Below are 22,398 nucleotides of genomic sequence, written 5' to 3'. Positions count from 1 at the left end.
GCCGGGGTCGGGACGGACCGGCCTCGCGGTCAGTGCGGGACGGTGTGCGCGGTGGCGGGGACGGGGGCGAGCCGGTAGGTGTCCTCGTGGGTGACCACGAGACCGGCGGTGGGCGGCGCGAAGTGCGTACCGAGGACCAGGGTGTCGGTGCCGGCGAGGGAGTCGAGCAGCCTGCGGCGCGAGGCCTCGGACTGCGCCGGGTCGATGTCGACACAGGCGCCGATGGCGGGGTGGGCGAACTGGACCGGGTGGTGGATGCAGTCGCCGGTGATCAGCGCCGCCTCCCCCTGACTGGTCAGCTCGACGGCGATGTGGCCGGGGGTGTGACCGGGCGTGGGGAGCAGACGCAGCCCCGGAGCGATCTCGCGCCCCTCGGCCGGGACGTCGACGAGGTCGAGCAGCCCCGCCTCCTCGACCGGGACCACGGAGTCGCGGAACATCCGCCCGCGCGCCTCCTCCATGTCGTACGCGGCCCAGAACTCCCGCTCGGCGCGTGAGGTGAGATAGCGGGCGTTGGGGAAGGTGGGGACCCATGCGCCGTCGACCTCCCGCGTGTTCCAGCCGACATGGTCGGCGTGCAGGTGGGTGAGGATCACCAGATCGACGGAGTCCGGGGGGAAGCCGGCGGCGGTGAGGTGGTCGAGGAAGTCGGTCCGCAGGTCGTGCCAGGCCGGGTTGGCCCGCTCCTTGCCGTTGCCGATGCCGGTGTCGACCAGGACGCGCAGCCCGCCGACGGTGAAGGCGAAGCTGTGGCTGTCGATGCGCAGGACGCCCTCGTGGTCGGCGAAGTGCGGGTGCAGCCAGTCGTGGTGCCTGACCACCTCCGGGGTGGCGTCCGGCAGCAGCCAGGGTCCGGTCGCGGGCGGCAGGGGGACCTCGTCGACGCGGTGGACGGTGACGGCGCCCACGGTCCAGGAGGGGATGGCGGTGGTCCGGTCGGTCGGTGAGGCGTTCATGGTCCGTCGTTCCTTTGGCTCTTCAGGGGGGTCAGCGGCGGTGGCGGTCGTCTGCGAAGAGGGGTGCGCCGCATCCGGCGTGGCACGGGACAGGAGATCCACCCCCTAAAAGCAACCAGTTTGCTTTAAGTGACTCTAGAGCCTAACGTCCCCTAAAGCAAACCATTAGCTTTTGACGTGGGAGCAGTCCCGTCCGACCAGGAGAGAACGCCATGTCCGCTGCCGGACTCACACCGTCGGAGGCGGCCCGCTGGGCCGACCGCGCCGGACTCACCCTGCCTGCCGACCGGCTCGCCGCGGTGGCCGCCACCGCCGACCACATCCAGTCCGTCGTCGCCGTCCTGCGGGAACTGGACTTCTCGGACACCCCGCCCGCCGCCGCCTACCGCGCCGGAGAGGAGAAGAACGATGCAGCCGTATGAACTGTCCGTCGCCGCTGCCGCCGAGGCGATCCGGGCGCGAGCGCTGTCCCCCGTCGAGCTGGTCGACTCCGTCCTGGACCGCCTCGAGCAGGTGGAGCCGCACCTTCACGCGTACGTCAGCGTCGCGGCCGAGGAGGCCCGTCAGGCGGCGCGCGAGGCCGAGCGGGAGGTCGCGGCCGATCGTCCGCACGGCCCGTTGCACGGCATCCCCATGGGACTCAAGGACCTCATCGACGTCGCCGGCACGGCCACCACGGCCGGCTCCCGGGTCCGGGCGGACCACCGGGCCGCCGCCGACAGCACGGTCGCCGCCCGTCTGGCCGCGGCCGGCGCGATCCTGCTCGGCAAGACGCACACCCATGAGTTCGCCTACGGCCTGACCACCCCGCAGACCCACAACGCCTGGGACCGGGACCGGGTCGCGGGCGGCTCCAGCGGCGGTTCCGCCGTCGCCGTCGCCGCGGGCGCGGCCACCTTCGCCCTGGGCACCGACACCGGCGGATCGATCCGGGTGCCCGCGGCGCTCAACGGAGTCGTCGGCCTCAAACCGACCTACGGCCTCGTCCCACGCCACGGCGTGACGTCCCTGTCCTGGTCGCTGGACCACGTGGGCCCGATCACCCGCACCGTGGAGGACGCCGCCCTGGTCCTGTCCGCCCTGGCCGGCCACGACCCCCGCGACCCCGCCTCCCTGGCGGCGCCCGGCTCCCCCTACCGGCCGGACGGCGCCACGGAACTGACGGGCCTGCGCATCGGCATACCGCGCACCTACTACTTCGACCATGTCGACCCCGAGGTGCAGGCCGCCGTCCGGCGCGCCACGGCCGAGCTCGAGAGCCTCGGAGCACGGCTCGTCGAGGTCGACATCCCGATGACGCGCTACGTCCAGGCCACCCAGTGGGGCCTGATGGTGCCCGAGGCCACCGCCTACCACGAGCGCACCCTGCGCGCCGTCCCCGAGCTGTACCGGGACGACGTACGGATCCTCCTCGAAGCCGGCGAGCTGATGCCGGCCGGGGACCACCTGCGGGCCCAGCGCTCGCGCACCCTCATGCGGCAGGCCTGGGCCCGCCTGATGGAGGAGGTCGACGTGATCGCAGCCCCGACCGTCCCGGCCACCGCGGTGAAGGCGGGCGACGAGGCGATCACCTGGCCGGACGGCACCGTCGAGGCGGTCTCCGACGCCTACGTACGCCTCTCGGCCCCCGCCAACATCACCGGGGTGCCCTCGCTGTCCGTCCCGGTCGGCCACGACACGGCAGGCCTGCCCATCGGCATGCAACTCCTCGGCCGCCCCCTCGGGGAGCGGGTGCTGCTGCGCGTCGGCCACGCCTACGAGCGGACCCGCCCCGCACGCCGCCTGGCGACGGCACGGACGACCGCTTGACGCATCACATTTGCTTTAAGCTGGTTCCATGAGCCGAAAGACCATGGTCCGCCCCGGAGGGCGCAGTGCCAGGGTGCAGGCATCGGTGCACACGGCGGTGCGCGAACTCGAGGCCGAGGTGGGTCGCGAAGCCCTCACGGTGCCCCTGGTGGCCGCTCGGGCCGGAGTCACTCCGTCCACGATCTACCGGCGCTGGGGCGATCTGCAGGAGCTGATGTCGGACGTGGCGGTCGAGCGCCTGCGGCCCGAGGCGGCGCCGAAGGACAGGGGAAGCCTCAGGTCCGACCTGGAGGCCTGGGCCGAGCAGTTCCTGGAGGAGATGGCCGCCCCCACGGGCCGTGCCTACATCCGCGACGCCCTGCTCGGCGACCCGGACGGCGCCAACGCGGGTCAGTGCTCGGCCTACGCGGCCGACCAGATAGACGTCATCCTCGGCCGCGCGGCCGACCGCGAGGAGGACGCACCCGACGTCGAGACGATCCTCGACCGCGTCGTCGCTCCCCTGATGTACCGCATCCTCTTCCGCCCGGAGGGACTCGACACCGCGTACGTGCACGACCTGCTGGCCGGACTCGTCGCACCGAACGACCACTGAACGCGTCCGTCACCGGCGTGCCATGTACCACTCCAGTGCCCTGTGCAGCAGCCGGTTGAGCGGCAGGTCCCACTCGCCCAGGTACTCCACCGCGTGGCCGCCCGTGCCGACCTTGAAGCGCAGCAGCCCGAGGTGGTGGTCGGACTCCTCCAGGGTGTCGGTGATGCCGCGCAGGTCGTAGACGGCCGCGCCCCGCTCGTGGGCGTCGCTCAGCATGCGCCACTGGATCGCGTTGTTCGGCTGGACCTCGCGCCGCCGGGCGGTGGAGGCGCCGTACGAGTACCAGACGTGGTCGCCGACCGTCAGCATCGTCGCGGCGGCCAGCACCTCACCGTCGTGGTGGGCGAGATACAGCCGCATACGGTCCGGGTCCTCGGCCGTCAGCGCGGTCCACATCCGCTGGAAGTACGGCAGCGGGCGCGGCAGGAAGCGGTCCCGCTCGGCGGTCTCCGTGTACAGGGCGTAGAACGCGGGCAGGTCGTCGTACCCGCCCTGGACCACCTTGACGCCCGCCTTCTCGGCCTTCTTCACGTTGCGCCGCCACTGCTGGTTGAGGCCCCCCTGCACCTCCTCCAGGCTCCGCCCGGCGAGCGGCACCTGGAAGACGAAGCGGGGCTGCCCGGCCGCGAAGCCGTCGTCGCCTCCGGGCCGCGTCGGCCGCCAGCCCATGCCGCGCAGCCGCTCCGCCACGGCGGCGGCCCCCGGTTCGTACTCCGTCGGCGGCACGTCCCGCAGCCGCCGCGCGTCCGGGTCCGCCATCGCCTCCTTGACGGCGTCCGCGCTCCACCGGCGCACGACCACGGGCGGGCCCATCTTCACCGAGAAGGCCCCACGGCCCCTCAGATGGGTGACGAGCGGGGCCAGCCAGCGCCCGAGGTCCGGGGCGTCCCAGTCGATCACCGGGCCCTCGGGCAGATAGGCCAGGCACCGGCCGAGCCTGGGCAGCGGGCGCAGCAGCACCAGGCCCACGCCGACCGGCCCACCGTCGCCGTCCTCCTCGAACCAGCCGAGGCTCTCCGCCCGCCAGTCCGGCTTCACCTCCCCCCACGACGGCACCTGCATATGGCTGGCCGACGGGCGCGAGGCGATGAACGCCAGGTGGTCCTGCGGCGAGATGGGGCGGATGCGCAGCGTCATACGGAGGGCTCCTGGGGTGGGCTCCGGGGACGGGGAGGACGCCTCCCGTGCCTCCATCCTCCCGAAGACCGCCCGGGCCGCCACCGGTGCGCGCCCCTCACTCCCGTGGTCGCCGCCTCCCGGTTCTCTCAGGCTCCGGTCCCAGGCCCGCCGCCAGCACCTGCGCCAGATGGCGTGCCTCGCGGCCCGCGAGTTGCTCCACCTGGGTGCGGCAGGAGAAGCCGTCCGCGAGGACGAGCGCGTCGTCCGGCGCGGAGCGCAGCGCCGGGAGGAGCCGCTCCTCCGCGCAAGCCCTCGACACCTCGAAGTGGCCCTTCGTGAAGCCGAAGTCGCCCGCGAGTCCGCAGCAGCCGCCGGACAGCTCCCCGGTCAGGCCCGCCGCGGCACGCAGCCGCCGGTCGGCCGCGTCGCCGAGGACGGCGTGCTGGTGGCAGTGGGTCTGGCCCACGACCGGCCGGTCAAGCCGGGACGGCAGCCAGTGCGGGGCGTGCCGCTGAAGGACCTCCGCGAACGTCACCACGGCCGCCGCGAGGCGTGGCGCGCGCGGGTCGTCGTGCAGCAACTGGGGCAGGTCGGTGCGCAGGGCGGCGGCACAGCTCGGTTCGAGGACGACGACGGGAGGCGGCTCGGGGCCGGCCTCGGGGCCGAGGACGGGGTCCAGCAGGTCCAGCGTGCGGCGGAGCACCGCGCGGGCGCGGTCGAGCTGGCCCGTCGAGAGGTAGGTCAGCCCGCAGCAGACACGGTCGCGCCCCCTCCCCCCGGCGAGCCGGACGTCGAGCCCCGCCGTCTCCATCACCCGCACGGCCGCCCGTCCCACGGCGGGCGAGAGGAACTCGGTGAAGGTGTCCGGCCACAGCAGCACGGGCTCGCCCTGTCCCTCCCGCGGGCGCCCGGACCGCGTCCACCAGCGGGTGAACGTCCGTGCCGCGAGGCGGGGGATGTCCCGCTCGGGGGCGACACCCCCCAGGCGTCTCCCGAGCGCGGCGAGGGGCCGGACGGATGCCAGGAGGCCGACGAGCGGCGCCGTGCGGGTACGGTCGACGGCGCGCAGCCACAGCGGCAGCCACCCCATCGTGTAGTGCGCCGCCGGCCGGCGGCGGCCCGCGTAGTGGTGGTGCAGGAACTCCGCCTTGTAGGTGGCCATGTCGACGCCCACCGGACAGTCGCTGCGGCAGCCCTTGCAGGACAGGCACAGGTCCAGGGCGTCCTTGACCTCGGTCGAGCGCCAGCCGCCGGTGACCACCTCGCCCGCCAGCATCTCGTGCAGCAGCCGGGCCCGGCCGCGCGTGGAGTGCTCCTCCTCTCCGGTCGCCCGATAGGAGGGGCACATGACGTCCGTCGTGGACGCCTGCGTCGTACGGCACTTGGCGACACCCACGCAGCGGCGCACCGCCGCCGAGAAGTCGCCGCCGTCCGCCGGGTAGCCGAAGGCGACGTCCACCGGCTCGCGGGGCAGCGCCGCGAACCGCAGGTTCTCGTCCAGCCGGTGGGGCCGCACCAGCATGCCCGGGTTGAGGAGGCCGTCCGGGTCCCAGAGGTCCTTGGCCCGCTCGAAGAGGGCGATCAGATCCGGTCCGTACATCGCCGGCAGCAGCTCGGCCCGCGCCTGGCCGTCGCCGTGCTCCCCCGAGAGGGAACCGCCGTGCGCCACGACCAGGTGCGCGAGGTCCTCGCCGAAGCGGCGGAAGCGGGCGACGCCCGGCGCGGTGATCAGGTCGAAGTCGATACGGACATGGATGCAGCCGTCCCCGAAGTGGCCGTACGGCGTGCCGCGCAGCCCGTGGTCGGCGAGCAGGTGCCGGAAGTCCCGGAGGTAGGCGCCGAGCCGGGCCGGCGGCACGGCGCAGTCCTCCCAGCCCGGCCACGCCTCCGCACCGCCGGGCCCGGCTCCGGGCTCGGCTCCGGGGCCGGGCGCCCGGCCGGGCAGTCGGGAGGCCGCGCCGCTCGCGTCCTCGCGCAGCCGCCACAGCGCGCGCTGCCCGGCCGGGTCCGTGATCACCGCCGCGTCCGTCGCGTCCGCCGCCCGGACGATGTCCCGCGCCCGCGCGCCCGCCTCGGCCGGGTCCGCGCCGCCCGTCTCCACGAACAGCCAGGCGCCGCCCCGCGGCAGCCCAGCCGACGGCGGCACGAGGTCGGCGCCCATGCCCTCCACCGTCAACGGGCCCCACGGCAGCAGCCCGCACGCCGCCTCGGCCGCCGCGCTCTCGTCCGCGTACGCCAGGACGGCGAGCGCCCGCGCGGGCGGCGCCTCCACCAGTCGCACGACCGCCTCGGTCAGCACGCCCAGCGTGCCCTCCGAGCCGCAGAAGGAGCGGGCCACGTCCGCGCCCCGCTCCGGCAGCAGCGCGTCCAGGGCGTATCCGGAGATGCGGCGCGGCAGGTCCGGGTAGCCCGTGCGCAGCGGCGCGAGCCCCGCCTCCACCAGGGCCCGCAGCCCCTCGGGGGCGCCCCGCCAGCCCTGACCCAGCGTCAGCGCCCGGCCCCGCGCGGTGCGCACCGACAGCTCGCGCACGCTGTTCGCCGTCGTGCCCCAGGCCACCGAGTGGGAGCCGCACGCGTTGTTGCCGATCATGCCGCCGAGCGTGCAGCGGGCGTGCGTGGAGGGGTCCGGGCCGAAACGCAGCCCGTGCGGGGCGGCGGCCTCCTGGAGCCGGTCCAGGACCAGGCCCGGCTGCACGACCGCCGTACGCGCCCCGGGGTCCAGGGACACCAGCGCGTTCATGTGCCGGGTGAAGTCCAGCACCACCCCCGTGCCCGTCGCCTGCCCGGCGATGGACGTGCCCCCGCCGCGGGCGACGACCGACACCCCTTCCTCACGGCACACGGCCAGCGCCGCCGCCACGTCGTCCGCGTCGCGCGGCGCGACCACGCCGAGCGGCACCCGGCGGTAGTTGGACGCGTCCATCGTGTGCAGGGCCCGCGCCGTCGCGCCGAAGTCGACCTCGCCGCGCACCGCCGCCCGCAGCCGGGCCCGGAGCGCGCCCGCGTCCCTGTCCACGTCCCCTGTCTCCCTCATGCCTCCCAGGATGCACCCGACCACCGACAGTGACCGCCGCGCCCGGCCCGCCGCCGGGTTCACCCGGGAGACAAAGAAGCGGACCGCCGTGCTTTGGACGTCCCGACAGGTCCACCCACCGGGTGGCGTCGTCTCATCGGACGGACACGGTTCCGCGGTACGTCACCCAGCGACTACCCTCCGCCTCGTGGCCGATATCAAGATCCCTGCTGACATCAAGCCCGCGGACGGCCGTTTCGGCGCGGGTCCCTCCAAGGTGCGGGTCGAGGCGCTGGACGCGCTCGCCGCGACGGGCGCTTCCCTGCTCGGCACGTCCCACCGCCAGGCTCCGGTCAAGAACCTCGTCGGCCAGGTCCGCGAGGGAATCCGCGACCTGTTCCGGCTCCCGGACGGCTATGAGGTCGTCCTCGGCAACGGCGGGTCCACCGCCTTCTGGGACATCGCGACCCACGGTCTGATCGAGAACAAGTCGCAGCACCTCACCTTCGGCGAGTTCTCCTCCAAGTTCGCGAAGGCGGCGAAGCTCGCCCCCTGGCTCGCGGAGCCCACCGTCATCGCGTCCGACCCGGGCACGCACCCGGAGCCGGCCGCCGAGGCCGGCGTGGACGTGTACGCCTTCACGCACAACGAGACCTCCACCGGTGTCGCGATGCCCGTCCAGCGGGTCGCGGGCGCCGACGAGGGCGCGCTGGTCCTGGTGGACGCCACCTCCGGCGCGGGCGGCCTCCCGGTCGACATCGCCGAGACGGACGTCTACTACTTCGCCCCGCAGAAGTCCTTCGCCTCCGACGGCGGCCTGTGGATCGGCGTCTTCTCCCCCGCCGCCATCGAGCGCGCCGAGCGGGTCCACGCCTCCGGCCGCCACATCCCGGAGTTCTTCAGCCTTCCCACGGCGATCGACAACTCCCGCAAGAACCAGACCTACAACACCCCGGCCCTCACCACCCTCTTCCTGCTGAACCAGCAGCTGGAGTGGTTCAACGGGCAGGGCGGTCTCGACTTCGCGGTGGGCCGCACCGCGGCCTCGGCGCGCACGCTCTACACCTGGGCCGAGGACGTCAAGTACGCCACCCCGTTCGTCACCGATCCGGCCAAGCGCTCCCAGGTCATCGGCACGATCGACTTCGCGGACGAGGTCGACGCGGCGGCCGTGGCCAAGGTGCTGCGTGCCAACGGCATCGTGGACACCGAGCCCTACCGCAAGCTCGGCCGCAACCAGCTCCGTATCGCGATGTTCCCGGCGATCGACCCGGCGGACGTCGAGGCGCTCACGAAGTGCGTCGACCACGTGATCGAGCGGCTGTAGCCGTCCGTTCGCGCCGTTCCACGGCGTCCGAGGGGCGTCCGGTGGCTACCGGGCGCCCTTCGCGTATCCGCGGATGCGGTAGCGCAGCCCGGAGGTCGAGGTCCGCCAGCCGGTGTCCTCGGTGACCGCCCACGCCGCCGCGTCCGGCGTCGGGGCGTAGGTGTCGCCGTCCACCGCCGTGTCGACCTCGGTGACCGAGAGCACCGTGGCGTGGGGCAGGGCCGCCCGGTAGATCTCCCCGCCGCCGATCACCCATGTGGCGGCGGCGGAAGCCGACTCCTGGGGCTCGGCCGCGAGCGCCAGCGCCTCCGCGATGGACCCGGCGCGCTCCGCGCCCTCGGCCGCCCAGTGCGCGTCCCGGGTCACCACGATGTTGCGCCGGCCGGACAGCGGACGAAAGCGCGGGGGCAGCGAGTCCCAGGTCCTGCGCCCCATCACCACCGGGTGTCCGAGGGTGGTCGCCTTGAAGTGGGCCATGTCCTCGGGCAGCCGCCAGGGAATCGCGTTGCCCGCGCCGATCACACCGCCGAGGCTCTGCGCCCAGATCAGCCCGACCTCCATGTCCGGCCTCACACCGCGACCGGGGCCTTGATGGCGGGGTGGTGCCGGTAGTCGAGGATCTCCACGTCGGAGTACGCGTAGTCGAACAGCGAGTCGGCCTGGCGCAGCCGCAGCCGCGGGAACGCGAACGGGGTGCGCGCGAGCTGCTCGGTCACCTGCTCGTGGTGGTTGTCGTAGATGTGGCAGTCGCCGCCGGTCCAGATGAAGTCACCCGGTTCGAGACCGACCTGCTGCGCCACCATGTGCGTGAGCAGGGCGTAGCTGGCGATGTTGAAGGGGACGCCGAGGAAGAGGTCCGCGCTGCGCTGGTACAGCTGGCAGGAGAGCCGGCCGTCGGCGACGTAGAACTGGAAGAAGGCGTGGCACGGGGCGAGCGCCATCCTGTCCAGCTCGGCCACGTTCCAGGCGGAGACGATCATCCGGCGGGAGTCCGGGTCCCGGCGCAGGGTGGCGAGCACCTCGCTGATCTGGTCGATGTGCCGGCCGTCCGGGGCGGGCCAGGAGCGCCACTGCGCGCCGTAGACCGGCCCGAGGTCGCCGTGCTCGTCGGCCCACTCGTCCCAGATGGTGACGCCGTGCTTCTGCAGCCAGCCGACGTTGGAGTCGCCGCGCAGGAACCACAGCAGCTCGTACACGATGGACTTGAGGTGCACCTTCTTGGTGGTGACCAGCGGGAACCCCTGCGCGAGGTCGTAGCGCAGCTGGTGCCCGAAGACACTTCGGGTGCCGGTGCCCGTCCGGTCGGCCTTGGCCGTCCCGGAGGTGAGCACCAGCCTCAACAGGTCTTCGTACTGGGTGTCCGCCACAACCGTCGAGTCTACTGGCCCGCACCCGATCGCCTCGCGCGTCCCTACCGCCGCGGCCGTCGCAGGCGCCGCAGCCCGAGCAGAGCCGCCACCAGCACGACGACGGCGATCACGCCGCCCACCTTGTAGTCGGCGGACAGGCCGGATCCGCCGCCCGACCCGGAGCGCGCGTCGCCCTTCCCGGACGGGGACGTCCCGTCGCCGCCGCGATAGGGCGCGCTCTCGGCGACGACAGCGCTGTCGCTGCCCTCGGTGCCGTACAGCAGCGTCGTGCCGTCGACGGTGTAGGTGAGCGACTCGCCCTGCTGCTGCAGGGGCACCTCCAGCCTGCCCTGCTTCCTGATGCGGCCGCCGTTCCAGTCGTAGGCGATCCCGCCGAAGTAGCCGCGCACGGCGAGCTGGCGGCCGTCGGGCGAGAAGGCGGCGTCGGTGGCCCACAGGTCGACGGCCGCGACCGGCCGGAAGATGTTGGACCCGGACGTGGAGAGCGTCGCCGGGCCCTCGTAGAGGTGCCCGCCGTCCTCGTTCTTGTCGATGATGTAGACCCGCCCGGTCCGGGGGTGCACGACGAGGGACTCCGCGTCGCGCGGACCGTCCGCGTACTTCACCACGTACTGGGTGGCCCGGATCGTCTGGTTCCGCAGGACCTTGGGCTCGGGCAGCTTGTAGATCCACACGTAGGGCCAGCGGCCGTGGAAGTTGTCGCCGATGTCGCCGACGTAGAGCTGGTTGTCCGGGCCCATGGATATCGCCTCCACGTCACGCGGACGGCCTATGCCGCTCAGGGTGACGGTGGCGACCGTCCGCCCGGTGCGGCTGTCCACGGCGTAGAGGTAGGGGCCGTCGTCGCTGTCGTTGTGCGTCCAGTAGATCCCGGGGTGCAGGCGGGAGGCGGCGAGCCCGCTGGACTCGGTGACGCGGGGGTCCTTGATGGTGAAGCCGCCGTCACCGCCCTCGGCGGGCGAGGCGGCCGAGGCGGGCGCGGCAGGCACGGCGGACGCGGGCGCTGCGAGCGCACCGACGAGAAGGGCCCCGGCGAGGAGCGCGAACGATCGACGCATGCCCCAAGACTGCCATCCGCCCTTCACACGTCCCCCTCGTACCTCCCCGCACCCCGGCCCCCTCCGCGTGTCGATCCTCACACCCGCACGCCCCGTACCTCCCCCCTGGAGCGGACGCCGATCATCCATGATGAGCGGATGCTCAGGTTCATGCCCGTAGGCGACTCCATGACGATCGGCAGCGCGGGCGAACACACATGGCGCTACCGGATGTGGCAGCACCTGTGCACGGCCTACGACGGCCCGTGCGCGCTGGTCGGCCCGCGCGAGACGCTGCACGACAAGACGACGGACGCCCCGACGTCCCACGCCTACGCCGAACCCCGCTTCCCCCAGGCCCACCTGGCGGGCTGGGGCGAGGGCTGGCAGCACATGGTGCCGCTGATCGCCGACGCGGTACGCCGGACACGCGCGGACATCCTGCTGGTCTCGCTGGGCCTGATCGACCTGGGCTTCTACACCAACGCGGAGCAGACCGCCGAGAACATGCGGCTGTTCGTGGCCGAGGCCCGGTCGGCGAACCCGCACGTGCGCATGGTGCTGCTCCCCGTCATCCCGAACATCCGGGCGGCGACCGAGGACTCCTTCGCGGAGCAGGTGACCCTGTTCAACGAGCTGCTCGCCAAGGCGGTGGCGGACCTGGACGAGCCCCGCTCCCCGCTCGTCCTGGCCTCCGTCCCGCCGTCGTACGACATCCACCGCGACACCTACGACGGCACGCACCCGAACGAGCGGGGCGAACACAAGATCGCGGCGGCGTTCGCGGACACGCTGCACCAGGCCTGGGGCCTGGGCGAGGCGTACGAGGACTGAGCCCCGCACCGCCCGTGGCGTCCGTGGCGTCCGGTGCGAGCGGCCCCCCGGCCCGGGGCCGGGGGGCGGCCGGTCACCAGGCGAAGGCCTCCGGCGACGGGCCGGGGCCCGGGAAGATCTCGTCCAGGGACGCCAGCAGGTCCTCGCTCAGGTCCAGTTCGACGGCGCGCAGCGCGGAGTCGAGCTGCTCGGCGGTGCGCGGGCCGACGATCGGGCCGGTGACGCCGGGGCGGGTCAGCAGCCAGGCCAGAGCGACCTCGCCGGGCTCCAGGCCGTGCTTGTCCAGCAGGTCCTCGTAGGACTGGATGCGCGCGCGGATCGTGGTGTTGGCGAGCGCGTCCGCCGCCCGCCCGGTGGCGCGGCGGCCGCCCGCGGTCTCCTTCCTGATGACCCCGCCCAGCAGTCCGCCGTGCAGCGGCGACCAGGGGATGACCCCGAGGCCGTACTCCCGGGCCGCCGGGACGACCTCCATCTCGGCGCGGCGCTCGGCGAGGTTGTAGAGGCACTGCTCGCTGACCAGGCCGATGGTCCCGCCGCGCCGTGCCGCCACCTCGTTCGCCTGGGCGATCTTGTAGCCGGGGAAGTTGGAGGAGCCGACGTACAGGATCTTGCCCTGCTGGACCAGGACGTCGATCGCCTGCCAGATCTCCTCGAACGGCGTGGCCCGGTCGACGTGGTGGAACTGGTACACGTCGATGTGGTCGGTGCGCAGCCGCTTGAGCGACGCGTCGACGGCGCGGCGGATGTTCAGCGCGGAGAGCTTGTCGTGGTTGGGCCACGCCGGACCGTCGGCCCCCATGTGGCCGTAGACCTTGGTGGCGAGGACGACCTTGTCGCGCCGGTCGCCGCCCTTGGCGAACCAGTTCCCGATGATCGTCTCCGTGCGGCCCTTGTCCGCGCCCCAGCCGTACACGTTGGCGGTGTCGAAGAAGTTGACGCCGGCGTCCAGCGCGGCGTCCATGATCGCGTGGCTGGTGGGTTCGTCGGTCTGCGGTCCGAAGTTCATCGTGCCGAGGACCAGTCGGCTGACCTTGAGTCCGGTGCGTCCTAGCTGCGTGTACTCCATGAGGTCCCAGCCAACGCCTTCGAGTCCGCTCAAGGCAAGGGCCACCGCGCCGGGGGCGGCGGCGGGGACGGCGCGCGCGGCTCAGGGCACGGTGGTCAGGGCGCTGGGCCGCTACCTGCCGAGCGCGGCTGTCAGCGCCACCACCGCGAGCATCATCACGAGTACACCGGCCATGATCCGGTTTCGGGTCTTCGGGTCCACACGTCGAGACTAACCGGCCCGCCCTACGCCTCGTCCGCCGGACCGTGTCCCACGGCTCCGAGCGGCCAGCGGGCGACCGGCTCGTAGCGGGGCCGCTCCCCCGCGACGCCGGACCTCGGCAGGCTGCTGCGGACCAGGACCAGCTCGCCGACCGTCCAGGCACGGCCGCGGAAGTCGCGCAGGGCGTCCGTGTACGGGTGGCTGTCCACCCCGTCCCGGCTGCGGGCGAGGGTCAGGTGGGCCTGGTAGCGGCGGTGCTCCCCGACGGGCACACCCGACTTCCGCCCGGCCGCCTCCGCACGGTCGGCCAGCAGCCGCAGGGCCGGCAGGTCCCCCTCGGCCCCCACCCACAGCACCCGGCCGTGCCCGAACTGGCCGCCGCCGCGCATCGCGAGCGGGAACGGCGGCGTGCGGCGGGCCGCGCGCTCCAGACGGGCCGACAGGTCCGGCACGGCGGCGTCGTCCACCTCCCCGTAGAAGGACAGGGTGAAGTGCCAGCCGGGGCGCCCGGTCCAGCGCAGTCCGTCCGCCCCGGGCAGCCGCTTCAGCTCGCCCACCTCGCGGGCGAGCTCGTCGGTGGCGTCCGGCGGGGGAAGGAGGGCCGCGAAGAGTCTCATGCGGCCAGTGTCACCGCGGGCACCGGCGGATGTCCGGCCGTATCCACAGCTCCGTGCGTATCGTTGTACCGCGCGGCCGCACTCGTCCGGGGCGGCCGGGGAGGAGCGCCACGATGACCGTCCTCGAAGACAGGATCGCGATGGCCGAGTGCGACGACGAGAGCACGCTCGACGCGATGTTCGACCGGCTTGAGCCCACCCCCGAGGGATACAAGGTCGAGATCGTCGAGGGGACCGTCTACATGTCGCCGCAGCGGACCACGCACTGGCAGATCGCTCTGAGCATCATCATCCAGCTGTGTGCCACATACCCCCAGAAGCGGCTGATGTCCGACGTCCGCATCGACTACCCCGGTCACCGCAACGGCTTCGCCACCGATGTGACGGCCCTGGCGGAAGGCGCGGAGCCGGCGGAGAACGGCCGCTGGCGACACGAGGACGTCGAGTTCGTCGCGGAGGTCGTCTCCAAGGGCACCGCGGCCAACGACTACGGCCCCAAGAAGACCGCCTTCGCCACGGCCGAGGTGCCCGTGTACGTGATCGCCGACCCCTACAAGGGGATCTGCTACGTCTACACGCAGCCCAAGGAGGGCAGTTACGTCACCCGGACGACGGTGCCCTTCGGGGAGGACATCGACCTGACCGGCACCGTGGTCGACCTCGTCCTGAAGACCGACGAGTTCCCGCGCGACTGACGTCGGTCCGGGCCGGCGGCCGCACACGGCGACGCGCCGGACCCGGTGACCGTGCGCCCGCTCGTCAGGCCGCCGCCGCCAGGTCCTTGCGCGGCTCGGCCCGGGGCACGAAGCGGAGCCGGGGGTGGCCGCGGTTCCAGGCCATCGTCAGACGCAGGTCGCCCGCGCGGGCCAGGAGGAGACCGATCGTCCCCGCCGCCGCGGCGGACACCAGGCCGCCGAGGGCGAAGCCGACCCGGGCGCCGTAGACGTCCGTGATCCAGCCGACGAGCGGCGCGCCCAGGGGCGTACCGCCCATGAAGACCATCATGAACAGCGCCATGACGCGGCCGCGCATCGCCGGGTCGGTGCCCATCTGGACGGCCGTGTTCGCGGTGACGTTCACCGTCAGGCCGAAGATCCCGATCGGGACCATGAGCAGCGCGAACAGCCACAGGGACGGGGCCCCGGCGGCCGCGACCTCCAGCACGCCGAAGGCCGCCGCGGCCGCGATCAGCAGCCGCAGCCGGGCCGTGCCCCGCCGGGCCGCGAGCAGCGCGCCGGTCAGGGAGCCCAGCGCGATCAGCGTGTTGAAGAGGCTGTAGGCGCCGGCGCCGGCGTGGAAGACGTCGTCCGCGTACGCCGACAGCCACACCGGGAAGTTGAAGCCGAAGGTGCCGATGAACCCGACCAGCACGATCGGCCAGATCAGTTCCGGGTGCCCGGCGACGTAGGTCAGCCCCTCGCGGAGCTGGCCCTTGCCGCGCGGTGCCCGCTCCACGACGTGCAGCTCGCGGGAGCGCATCAGGAGGAGGCCGACGAGGGGGGCGAGGAAGGACAGGCCGTTGAGCAGGAAGGCCCAGCCCGTGCCGACGCCGGTGATCAGGAGGCCGGCCACGGCGGGGCCGACCAGCCGGGCGGACTGGAAGTTCGCCGAGTTCAGGCTGACCGCGTTCTGGAGCTGGCCCGGGCCGACCATCTCGGAGACGAACGACTGCCGGGCCGGGTTGTCGACGACCGTGGCGAGACCGACCGCGAAGGCGGCGACGTAGACGTGCCAGACCTGGACGTGGCCGGACAGGGTCAGCAGGGCGAGGACGAGGCCGGTGGCGCCCATCGCCGACTGGGTGACCAGCAGGGTGGGGCGCTTGGGGAGGCGGTCGACCAGGACCCCGCCGTACAGGCCGAACAGCAGCATCGGCAGGAACTGGAGCGCCGTGGTGACGCCGACGGCGGTGGAGGAGCCGGTCAGGCTGAGGACCAGCCAGTCCTGGGCGATGCGCTGCATCCAGGTGCCGGTGTTCGAGACGACCTGGCCGATGAAGAAGAGGCGGTAGTTGCGCACGCGCAGCGAGCTGAACATGGTGCCGGAGCCGCGGGTTCTGGAGGCGGGCGGGGAGTCGTGGGCGGCTGGTGCGGGGGCGGAAGGTGCTCCGGGTCCCGAACTCAAAGGGGTCGCCTCCTTGCGGCGTCGAGGGTGCGCGGGTGGGGCCGCGGCGGTCACTGGTGCGCGAGCTTCTCCAGGACGGGGGCGGCGGCGCGGAGTTTCGCCCACTCGTCCTCGTCCAGGCCCTCGATCAGTCCGGCCAGGAACGCGTTCCGCTTACGACGGCTCTCTTCGAGCATCGCCTCGGCCCGCTCGGTCTGGGAGACCACTTTCTGGCGCCGGTCCTCGGGGTGCGGCTCCAGCTGGACCAGACCCTTGCTCTCCAACAGCGCCACGATGCGGGTCATCGACGGCGGCTGGACGTGCTCCTTGCGGGCGAGCTCGCCCGGCGTGGCGGAGCCGCAGCGGGACAGGGTGCCGAGCACCGACATCTCGGTGGGGCTCAGCGACTCGTCGACCCGCTGGTGCTTCAGTCGGCGCGACAGGCGCATCACAGCGGAGCGGAGAGCGTTCACGGCGGCAACGTCGTCGCCATGGGTCAGGTCAGCCATGCTCTTTAGCATAACTCATTACCTTCTCTAAGGACTACCGGAAAGTGCCGCCCCGGGGGTGACTCCGGCCACTGTCGAGCCCTTGGCCCCCTTGGGCTCCCGACCCCCACCCGTGGCCGAAACAGCCACGCCGCACACATCACCCATTTGAGTGATATCGCAGCGGAACGTGACGCGTCGGCCGCCCGAAGCGGGCAACCCTCGTGCCATGGGGACCAGCGTGCTCAGCGTGCGGATGGACGGGGAGCTGCTCGACAGGCTCCGGGAACATGCCGCGAAACGAGGAATGAGCGTCCAGGACTATGTCGTCCGGACGCTCACTCGCCACGACTTCGACGAACGGTTTCAGGCCGCTGTCGAGGAGACGGAGCGGTTCTACGGGGTCACCTGACCCGGGCCGCTCCGGTGCGGGCCGGGGCTCAGGTCAGGCCCAGCGCCGGCATCAGGTAGTAGAAGCCGAAGACCGCCGCCACGACGTACATCGGGATCGGCACCTCCCGCCAGCGCCCCGCGGCCAGGCGCAGGACGACGAAGGTGAGGAAGCCCATGCCGATGCCGTTGGTGATGGAGTAGGTGAACGGCATCATCAGCATGGTCACAAAGGCCGGTATGGCGATCGTGTAGTCGGCCCAGTCGATCTCCTTGACGGAGTTGGACAGGATCAGGAAGCCGACCGTGACCAGCGCCGGGGTCGCCGCCTGGGACGGGACCATCGTGGCGACGGGGGTGAGGAACAGGGCGACCGCGAAGAGGGCGCCCGTGACGACGTTCGCGACGCCCGTGCGCGCGCCCTCGCCGACGCCCGCCGTGGACTCCACGAAGCAGGTGGTGGCCGAGGAGGAGCTGGCGCCGCCCACCGCGACCGCGATGCCGTCGACGAAGAGGACCTTGTTGATGCCGGGCATGTTGCCCTCGGGGTCCGTCAGCTTGGCCTCGTCGCTGATGCCCATGATCGTGCCCATCGCGTCGAAGAAGCACGACAGCAGGACCGTGAAGACGAAGAGGATCCCGGTCAGCACCCCGACCTTGCCGAAGCCACCGAACAGGCTGACCTTGCCGAGCAGACCGAAGTCGGGGGTGGCGACGGGGTTGCCGGGCCACTTGGGGACGGTCAGGCCCCAGGACGGGATCTTGGCGACGGAGTTCAGGATCAGCGCGAGGACCGTCATCGTGACGATCGAGATCAGGATCGCGCCCGACACCCTGCGGACGATCAGCGCGAAGGTGAGCAGCGTGCCGAGCACGAAGACCAGCACCGGCCAGCCGTTCAGATGGCCGTCGCCGCCGAGCTGGAGCGGCACCGTGGTCTGCGCGACGTCCGGGATGCGGGTGACGAAACCGGAGTCGACCAGGCCGATCAGCATGATGAACAGGCCGATGCCGATCGAGATGCCCTTGCGCAGGCCGAGCGGCACCGCGTTCATGACGCGCTCACGCAGACCGGTGGCGACCAGCAGCATCACCACGAAGCCGGCGAGGACCACCATGCCCATCGCGTCCGGCCAGGACATGCGCGGGGCGAGCTGGAGGGCCACGACGGTGTTGACGCCGAGACCGGCGGCCAGCGCGATCGGGACGTTGCCGATCACTCCCATGAGCAGCGTGGTGAAGGCCGCCGTCACGACGGTGGCGGTGACCAGCTGGCCGTGGTCGAGGTGGTGCCCGTACATGTCCTTGGCGCTGCCCAGGATGATCGGGTTCAGCACGATGATGTACGCCATCGCGAAGAAGGTCGCGAAGCCACCGCGGATCTCGCGCGCGAGCGTGCTGCCCCGCTCGGAGATCTTGAAGTAGCGGTCGAAGGCGCCGGACGGCGGCCTGGTGCCCGGCTGCTGCGGGGCGGGGACCTTGGCGGTGGCCGAGGTGGGCATGCGGGACCTCAAGGGTGCGGAAGGGGCGACGGGGAGTGCCGGTCGCCCACGTGGTGACGCAGGGGTTGGCACACGTGATCGAGTCTCACCGTCATACGATTCAGGCCACCCTTGGCACTTCATACGAATGTAAACGGTCAGACTCGAACCGTTTCAGTATGAACATATGAAGCGTTGATCGCTATCTCCGCGCGTAGACGCTTGCGGCGTCCGGGCCCAGGGTCCCGGCCGTACCGGCTCCGATGCCTCGTAAGCTGTGCGCATGGCGAAGTGGACCCCCCAGCACGAGGCGCCGGAGCCCCTTGAGGGCCCCGTGGTCGCCACCATCACCGGCGGCACGATCCTGTGGTTCGTCCTCTTCCTGGCCCAGCTGCCGTTCTACGGCTGGTTCCACGACCACGGCCGCACCTGGTGGCTGTGGACCTGCCTGGCGGGCGGGGGCCTCGGCCTCATCGGCATCTGGTACGTCCGCGGGAGGGACGCCGCCATCAAGCGTGCCGGGGCGGCTCGGCAGTAGGCCTCCGGCGGCTCGGCAGGCAGGTCGGCGAGCAGGCCGAAACGGCGCGCTCCTCGGCGGGTGAAGCGGCACGCCCGCACGTACCGTCGAAGGCATGACGCACATCGACGCGGGCGCCGAGCTGGACCCCGTGCACCCCGTCCCGGTGCCGGGCCCGACGCGGGGGCTGTCCGCCGCCGAGGTGGCGGAGCGGGTCGTCCGCGGCGAGGTCAACGACATCCCCGTCCGCAGCAGCCGGTCCCTGGGCGAGATCGTCCGCGCGAACGTCTTCACCCGCTTCAACGCCATCATCGGCGTGCTCTGGCTGATCATGCTGTTCGTGGCGCCGTTCCAGGACAGCCTGTTCGGATACGTGATCATCGCCAACACCGGGATCGGCGTGATCCAGGAGTGGCGGGCCAAGAAGACCCTGGACTCGCTCGCGGTGGTCGGCGAGACCCGCCCGACCGTGCGCCGGGACGGGGCGGCCGCCGAGGTCGGCACCTCCGAGATCGTGCTGGACGACATCATCGAGATCGGCCCCGGCGACAAGGCCGTGGTCGACGGCACCTGTGTGGAGTCCGACGGCCTGGAGATCGACGAGTCCCTGCTGACCGGCGAGGCCGACCCCGTCGTCAAACGGGCCGGCGACCCCGTGCTGTCCGGCAGCTTCGTCGTCGCGGGCGGCGGCGCCTTCCGGGCGACCAAGGTGGGCCGCGAGGCCTACGCCGCCCGGCTCGCCGAGGAGGCGGCCCGCTTCACCCTGGTCCACTCCGAGCTGCGCAGCGGTATCTCCACCATCCTCAAGTACGTGACCTGGATGATGGTCCCGACCGCGATCGGCCTCGTCGTCAGCCAGCTCGTGGTCAAGCGGAGCGACTTCAAGGACTCCGTGGCCCGTACCGTCGGCGGGATCATCCCCATGGTCCCCGAGGGGCTCGTCCTGCTGACCTCCGTGGCGTTCGCCATCGGGGTGATCCGGCTCGGGCGCAAGCAGGTGCTCGTGCAGGAGCTGCCCGCCATCGAGGGGCTCGCCCGCGTCGACACCGTCTGCCTGGACAAGACGGGCACGCTCACCGAGGGCGGCATGGACGTCACCGAACTGCGCCCCCTCCAGGGCGCCGACGAGACGTACGTCCGCAAGGTGCTCGGGGCGCTCGGCGAGTCGGACCCGCGCCCCAACGCCTCGCTCCAGGCGATCATCGACGCCTACCCCGACAGCGAGGACTGGCGCTGCGTGGAGGCCATGCCCTTCTCCTCCGCGCGCAAGTACAGCGGGGCCTCGTTCAGCGAGGGCGGCGGCGAGTCCAGCACCTGGCTGCTGGGCGCCCCGGACGTGCTGCTCGACCCCGACGACCCCGCCCTGTCCGAGACCGGGCGGCTGAACGAGCAGGGGCTGCGGGTGCTGCTGCTGGCCCGCGCCTCCCGCGACCTGGACGACCCCCACGTCACCTCCGGCGCCCGGCCCACCGCCCTGGTCGTCCTGGAGCAGCGGCTGCGCCCCGACGCCGCCGACACCCTGCGCTACTTCGGCGAGCAGGACGTCCGGGCCAAGGTGATCTCCGGCGACAACGCGGTCTCCGTGGGAGCGGTGGCCGGGAAGCTCGGGGTCGCGGGGAACGTCGTGGACGCCCGGCACCTGCCCACGAACCAGGACGAGATGGCGAAGTCCCTGGACAAGGGCACCGTCTTCGGCCGGGTCACCCCGCAGCAGAAGCGCGACATGGTGGGCGCGCTCCAGTCGCGCGGGCACACGGTGGCGATGACCGGGGACGGGGTGAACGACGTGCTCGCGCTCAAGGACGCCGACATCGGCGTCTCCATGGGGTCGGGCTCCGAGGCCACCCGGGCGGTGGCGCAGATCGTGCTGCTCGACAACAGCTTCGCGACGCTCCCGGCGGTCGTCGGGGAAGGCCGGCGCGTGATCGGGAACATCACGCGGGTGGCCACGCTGTTCCTGGTCAAGACGGTGTACTCGGTGCTGCTCGCGGTGCTGGTGGTGTGCTGGCAGGTGGAGTACCCGTTCCTGCCGCGGCATCTGACGCTGCTGTCGACCCTGACGATCGGCGTCCCGGCCTTCTTCCTGGCGCTGGCCCCCAACACGGAGCGGGCCCGCCCGCACTTCGTACGGCGGGTCATGCGCTCCTCGGTCCCCGGCGGCGTGGTGGCGGCCGTGGCGACCTTCGTCACCTATCTGATCGCCCGCCACCACTACGCGGGTCCGGGTTCCCTGGACGCCGAGACCAGCGCGGCGACCCTCACCCTCTTCCTGATCTCCCTGTGGGTGCTGGCCATCGTCGCCCGGCCCTACACCTGGTGGCGGATCCTGCTGGTCGGCGCGATGGGCGCGGCGTTCCTGGCCGTCCTGGCCGTGCCCTGGCTCCAGCACTTCTTCGCGCTCAAGCTGGTCGGGGTCGCGATCCCGGGGGTCGCGGTCGTGATCGCCGCGGTGGCGGCGGCCGCCCTGGAGCTCCTGTGGAGGTGGGTCGGCCGCCGCTTCCCGGCGTGAGCGGGAGGGTCTCCCGACTACTTGACGTCGACGAAGTCGGACGTGGAGGTGACCGCCGAGGTGGTCGAGTTGCCCGCGAAGGAGTAGCGGAAGTAGCCGTCCGCGGACGCCTTGAGCGTGGTCTTCAGGTTGCCCGCGCTGTCGGCCTTGACGGTCGTGAGCGTGGTGTAGGTGGTGCTGCCCTTCTTGGCGAACTGCAGCTTCACCGACTGGCCGCCGTAGGCGCCGTAGTGGTTGGTCTCCCAGTTGGCACGGGACAGCTTGCCCTTGACGGTGAGCGTCGCGCCCTTCTTCACCGGCTCCGGGGAGGCGTCGGTCGTCAGGGTGGCGTTGCGCTGGATCAGGGTGGTGCCCAGACCGTCCGTCTCGGCGTAACCGATCTTGGAGTAGTCGGGGTTGGTCTTGCCCTGCTGCCCGTTCCACTTGATGGCCACGGCGCCGGCGCTCCAGGAGCCCGCGTCGCTGTTCATCAGGTAGCCGTCGGCCGGGTAGACGTCGATGTCGCCCTTGCAGGTGGCCACCGTCGAGGAGACGGCGGTGCACGTGGCCGGCTCCTCCCCGCCGAGCTCGTTGACCCGCGCGGTGCTCGACCCCTTGTAGATGATCGGGCCGGTGTTGAAGTCGGAGGACTTGATGTCGACGTCGGCGCCGTGCGTCAGCGTGTACGACACCGAGAACGCGACGTGGTTGGTGGTACCGACCTTGTACGCCTTGCCGATCGTGAGCTTCGAGAAGCCGACCTTCAGGGCGTAGGGCTTGGCGACGGCGGGCCTGTCGGCGGTGAAGGCGGACATGCCGTGGGTGGCGTGAGCGGCGCGAAGGACGCCGGCGACGCCCTGCTGGTACGACGACGCCTGGGCGCCGGCGGCCTGCGCGGCCGGCACGGCGAGAGCGGAGAGGGCCAGGGCGCCGGAGACGGCGGCCACGGTGGCACGAATGCGCATGCGTTCCCCACATGGAGAAAGG

Annotated in this window: 21 protein-coding genes; 9 read left to right on the top strand and 12 right to left on the bottom strand. The window is 72.2% G+C overall.

Going from position 1 to position 22,398, the window contains the following annotated elements:
• Nucleotides 1-29: 29 nt before the first annotated feature.
• Nucleotides 30-956 (bottom strand): MBL fold metallo-hydrolase, encoded by a 927-nt coding sequence (locus AB0C59_RS19035; protein WP_363005932.1) that lies wholly within the window; start codon nucleotides 954-956, stop codon nucleotides 30-32.
• A 212-nt stretch (nucleotides 957-1,168) separates the two neighbouring features.
• Here AB0C59_RS19035 and AB0C59_RS19030 point away from each other — a divergent pair, with 212 nt between their 5' ends.
• The 3 genes from AB0C59_RS19030 to AB0C59_RS19020 are packed head-to-tail and all read left to right on the top strand — an operon-like array spanning nucleotide 1,169 to nucleotide 3,360.
• The gene (locus AB0C59_RS19030) at nucleotides 1,169-1,378 is read left to right on the top strand and encodes a hypothetical protein (RefSeq protein WP_363005930.1); all 210 of its coding nucleotides are present in this window, start codon (nucleotides 1,169-1,171) and stop codon (nucleotides 1,376-1,378) included.
• Nucleotides 1,365-2,765: an amidase gene (locus AB0C59_RS19025; protein ID WP_363005928.1), complete on the top strand. Its 1,401-nt coding sequence runs from the start codon at nucleotides 1,365-1,367 to the stop codon at nucleotides 2,763-2,765. Before AB0C59_RS19030 ends, AB0C59_RS19025 begins: the two co-directional genes overlap by 14 nt.
• A gap of 28 nt (nucleotides 2,766-2,793) precedes the next feature.
• Nucleotides 2,794-3,360: a TetR/AcrR family transcriptional regulator gene (locus AB0C59_RS19020; protein ID WP_363005926.1), complete on the top strand. Its 567-nt coding sequence runs from the start codon at nucleotides 2,794-2,796 to the stop codon at nucleotides 3,358-3,360.
• Between the two features lie 9 nt (nucleotides 3,361-3,369).
• Here AB0C59_RS19020 and AB0C59_RS19015 read toward each other — a convergent pair whose 3' ends face one another.
• The gene (locus tag AB0C59_RS19015) at nucleotides 3,370-4,497 is read right to left on the bottom strand and encodes a peptidoglycan bridge formation glycyltransferase FemA/FemB family protein (RefSeq protein ID WP_363005924.1); all 1,128 of its coding nucleotides are present in this window, start codon (nucleotides 4,495-4,497) and stop codon (nucleotides 3,370-3,372) included.
• A 97-nt stretch (nucleotides 4,498-4,594) separates the two neighbouring features.
• A complete protein-coding gene (locus AB0C59_RS19010) occupies nucleotides 4,595-7,513 on the bottom strand; it encodes an FAD-binding and (Fe-S)-binding domain-containing protein (RefSeq protein WP_363005922.1) in 2,919 nt (972 codons plus the stop codon).
• A gap of 187 nt (nucleotides 7,514-7,700) precedes the next feature.
• Here AB0C59_RS19010 and serC point away from each other — a divergent pair, with 187 nt between their 5' ends.
• A complete protein-coding gene (gene serC / locus AB0C59_RS19005; protein ID WP_363005920.1) occupies nucleotides 7,701-8,819 on the top strand; it encodes a phosphoserine transaminase in 1,119 nt (372 codons plus the stop codon).
• A gap of 45 nt (nucleotides 8,820-8,864) precedes the next feature.
• Here serC and AB0C59_RS19000 read toward each other — a convergent pair whose 3' ends face one another.
• The 3 genes from AB0C59_RS19000 to AB0C59_RS18990 are packed head-to-tail and all read right to left on the bottom strand — an operon-like array spanning nucleotide 8,865 to nucleotide 11,247.
• Nucleotides 8,865-9,380 (bottom strand): dihydrofolate reductase, encoded by a 516-nt coding sequence (locus AB0C59_RS19000; protein ID WP_363005918.1) that lies wholly within the window; start codon nucleotides 9,378-9,380, stop codon nucleotides 8,865-8,867.
• Between the two features lie 8 nt (nucleotides 9,381-9,388).
• Complete coding sequence (locus tag AB0C59_RS18995; protein WP_363005916.1) at nucleotides 9,389-10,186, bottom strand: thymidylate synthase; 798 nt, start codon at nucleotides 10,184-10,186, stop codon at nucleotides 9,389-9,391.
• 44 nt (nucleotides 10,187-10,230) lie between these two features.
• Nucleotides 10,231-11,247 carry a WD40 repeat domain-containing protein gene (locus tag AB0C59_RS18990; protein ID WP_363005914.1) on the bottom strand — a complete coding sequence of 339 codons (1,017 nt, stop codon included), beginning with the start codon at nucleotides 11,245-11,247 and terminating at the stop codon, nucleotides 10,231-10,233.
• Between the two features lie 138 nt (nucleotides 11,248-11,385).
• On the opposite strand from AB0C59_RS18990, the gene AB0C59_RS18985 reads away from it, so the two are divergent.
• A complete protein-coding gene (locus AB0C59_RS18985; RefSeq protein WP_363005912.1) occupies nucleotides 11,386-12,060 on the top strand; it encodes an SGNH/GDSL hydrolase family protein in 675 nt (224 codons plus the stop codon).
• 73 nt (nucleotides 12,061-12,133) lie between these two features.
• Here AB0C59_RS18985 and AB0C59_RS18980 read toward each other — a convergent pair whose 3' ends face one another.
• Together AB0C59_RS18980 and thpR are read right to left on the bottom strand one after the other, a co-directional pair.
• Nucleotides 12,134-13,126 carry an aldo/keto reductase gene (locus tag AB0C59_RS18980; protein WP_363006104.1) on the bottom strand — a complete coding sequence of 331 codons (993 nt, stop codon included), beginning with the start codon at nucleotides 13,124-13,126 and terminating at the stop codon, nucleotides 12,134-12,136.
• Between the two features lie 224 nt (nucleotides 13,127-13,350).
• On the bottom strand, nucleotides 13,351-13,944 hold the full coding sequence (gene thpR, locus AB0C59_RS18975; protein ID WP_363005910.1) for an RNA 2',3'-cyclic phosphodiesterase: 594 nt from the start codon (nucleotides 13,942-13,944) through the stop codon (nucleotides 13,351-13,353).
• A 113-nt stretch (nucleotides 13,945-14,057) separates the two neighbouring features.
• Between thpR and AB0C59_RS18970 the strand changes: the two genes are divergently transcribed.
• Nucleotides 14,058-14,639, top strand: a complete 582-nt coding sequence (locus AB0C59_RS18970) for a Uma2 family endonuclease (RefSeq protein ID WP_363005908.1) — start codon at nucleotides 14,058-14,060, stop codon at nucleotides 14,637-14,639.
• Nucleotides 14,640-14,703: 64 nt separating this feature from the next.
• Here the strand turns inward: AB0C59_RS18970 and AB0C59_RS18965 are convergent, their stop codons facing one another.
• Nucleotides 14,704-15,981, bottom strand: coding sequence for an MFS transporter (locus tag AB0C59_RS18965; RefSeq protein WP_363006102.1), 1,278 nt, complete (start codon nucleotides 15,979-15,981; stop codon nucleotides 14,704-14,706).
• Between the two features lie 137 nt (nucleotides 15,982-16,118).
• Nucleotides 16,119-16,556: a MarR family transcriptional regulator gene (locus AB0C59_RS18960; protein WP_363005906.1), complete on the bottom strand. Its 438-nt coding sequence runs from the start codon at nucleotides 16,554-16,556 to the stop codon at nucleotides 16,119-16,121.
• Between the two features lie 208 nt (nucleotides 16,557-16,764).
• Between AB0C59_RS18960 and AB0C59_RS18955 the strand changes: the two genes are divergently transcribed.
• Complete coding sequence (locus AB0C59_RS18955) at nucleotides 16,765-16,947, top strand: ribbon-helix-helix protein, CopG family (RefSeq protein ID WP_360977185.1); 183 nt, start codon at nucleotides 16,765-16,767, stop codon at nucleotides 16,945-16,947.
• 28 nt (nucleotides 16,948-16,975) lie between these two features.
• Here the strand turns inward: AB0C59_RS18955 and AB0C59_RS18950 are convergent, their stop codons facing one another.
• Complete coding sequence (locus AB0C59_RS18950; RefSeq protein ID WP_363005904.1) at nucleotides 16,976-18,427, bottom strand: NCS2 family permease; 1,452 nt, start codon at nucleotides 18,425-18,427, stop codon at nucleotides 16,976-16,978.
• 262 nt (nucleotides 18,428-18,689) lie between these two features.
• Between AB0C59_RS18950 and AB0C59_RS18945 the strand changes: the two genes are divergently transcribed.
• Nucleotides 18,690-18,944, top strand: coding sequence for a DUF2530 domain-containing protein (locus AB0C59_RS18945; protein ID WP_363005902.1), 255 nt, complete (start codon nucleotides 18,690-18,692; stop codon nucleotides 18,942-18,944).
• Between the two features lie 94 nt (nucleotides 18,945-19,038).
• Nucleotides 19,039-21,432: an HAD-IC family P-type ATPase gene (locus tag AB0C59_RS18940; RefSeq protein WP_363005900.1), complete on the top strand. Its 2,394-nt coding sequence runs from the start codon at nucleotides 19,039-19,041 to the stop codon at nucleotides 21,430-21,432.
• A gap of 17 nt (nucleotides 21,433-21,449) precedes the next feature.
• Here the strand turns inward: AB0C59_RS18940 and AB0C59_RS18935 are convergent, their stop codons facing one another.
• On the bottom strand, nucleotides 21,450-22,376 hold the full coding sequence (locus AB0C59_RS18935; RefSeq protein WP_363005898.1) for a hypothetical protein: 927 nt from the start codon (nucleotides 22,374-22,376) through the stop codon (nucleotides 21,450-21,452).
• Nucleotides 22,377-22,398: the final 22 nt, after the last annotated feature.

This window comes from Streptomyces sp. NPDC048664 (assembly GCF_040650555.1).
Taxonomy (GTDB): domain Bacteria; phylum Actinomycetota; class Actinomycetes; order Streptomycetales; family Streptomycetaceae; genus Streptomyces.
This window is presented reverse-complemented; position numbering and strand designations above follow the sequence as displayed.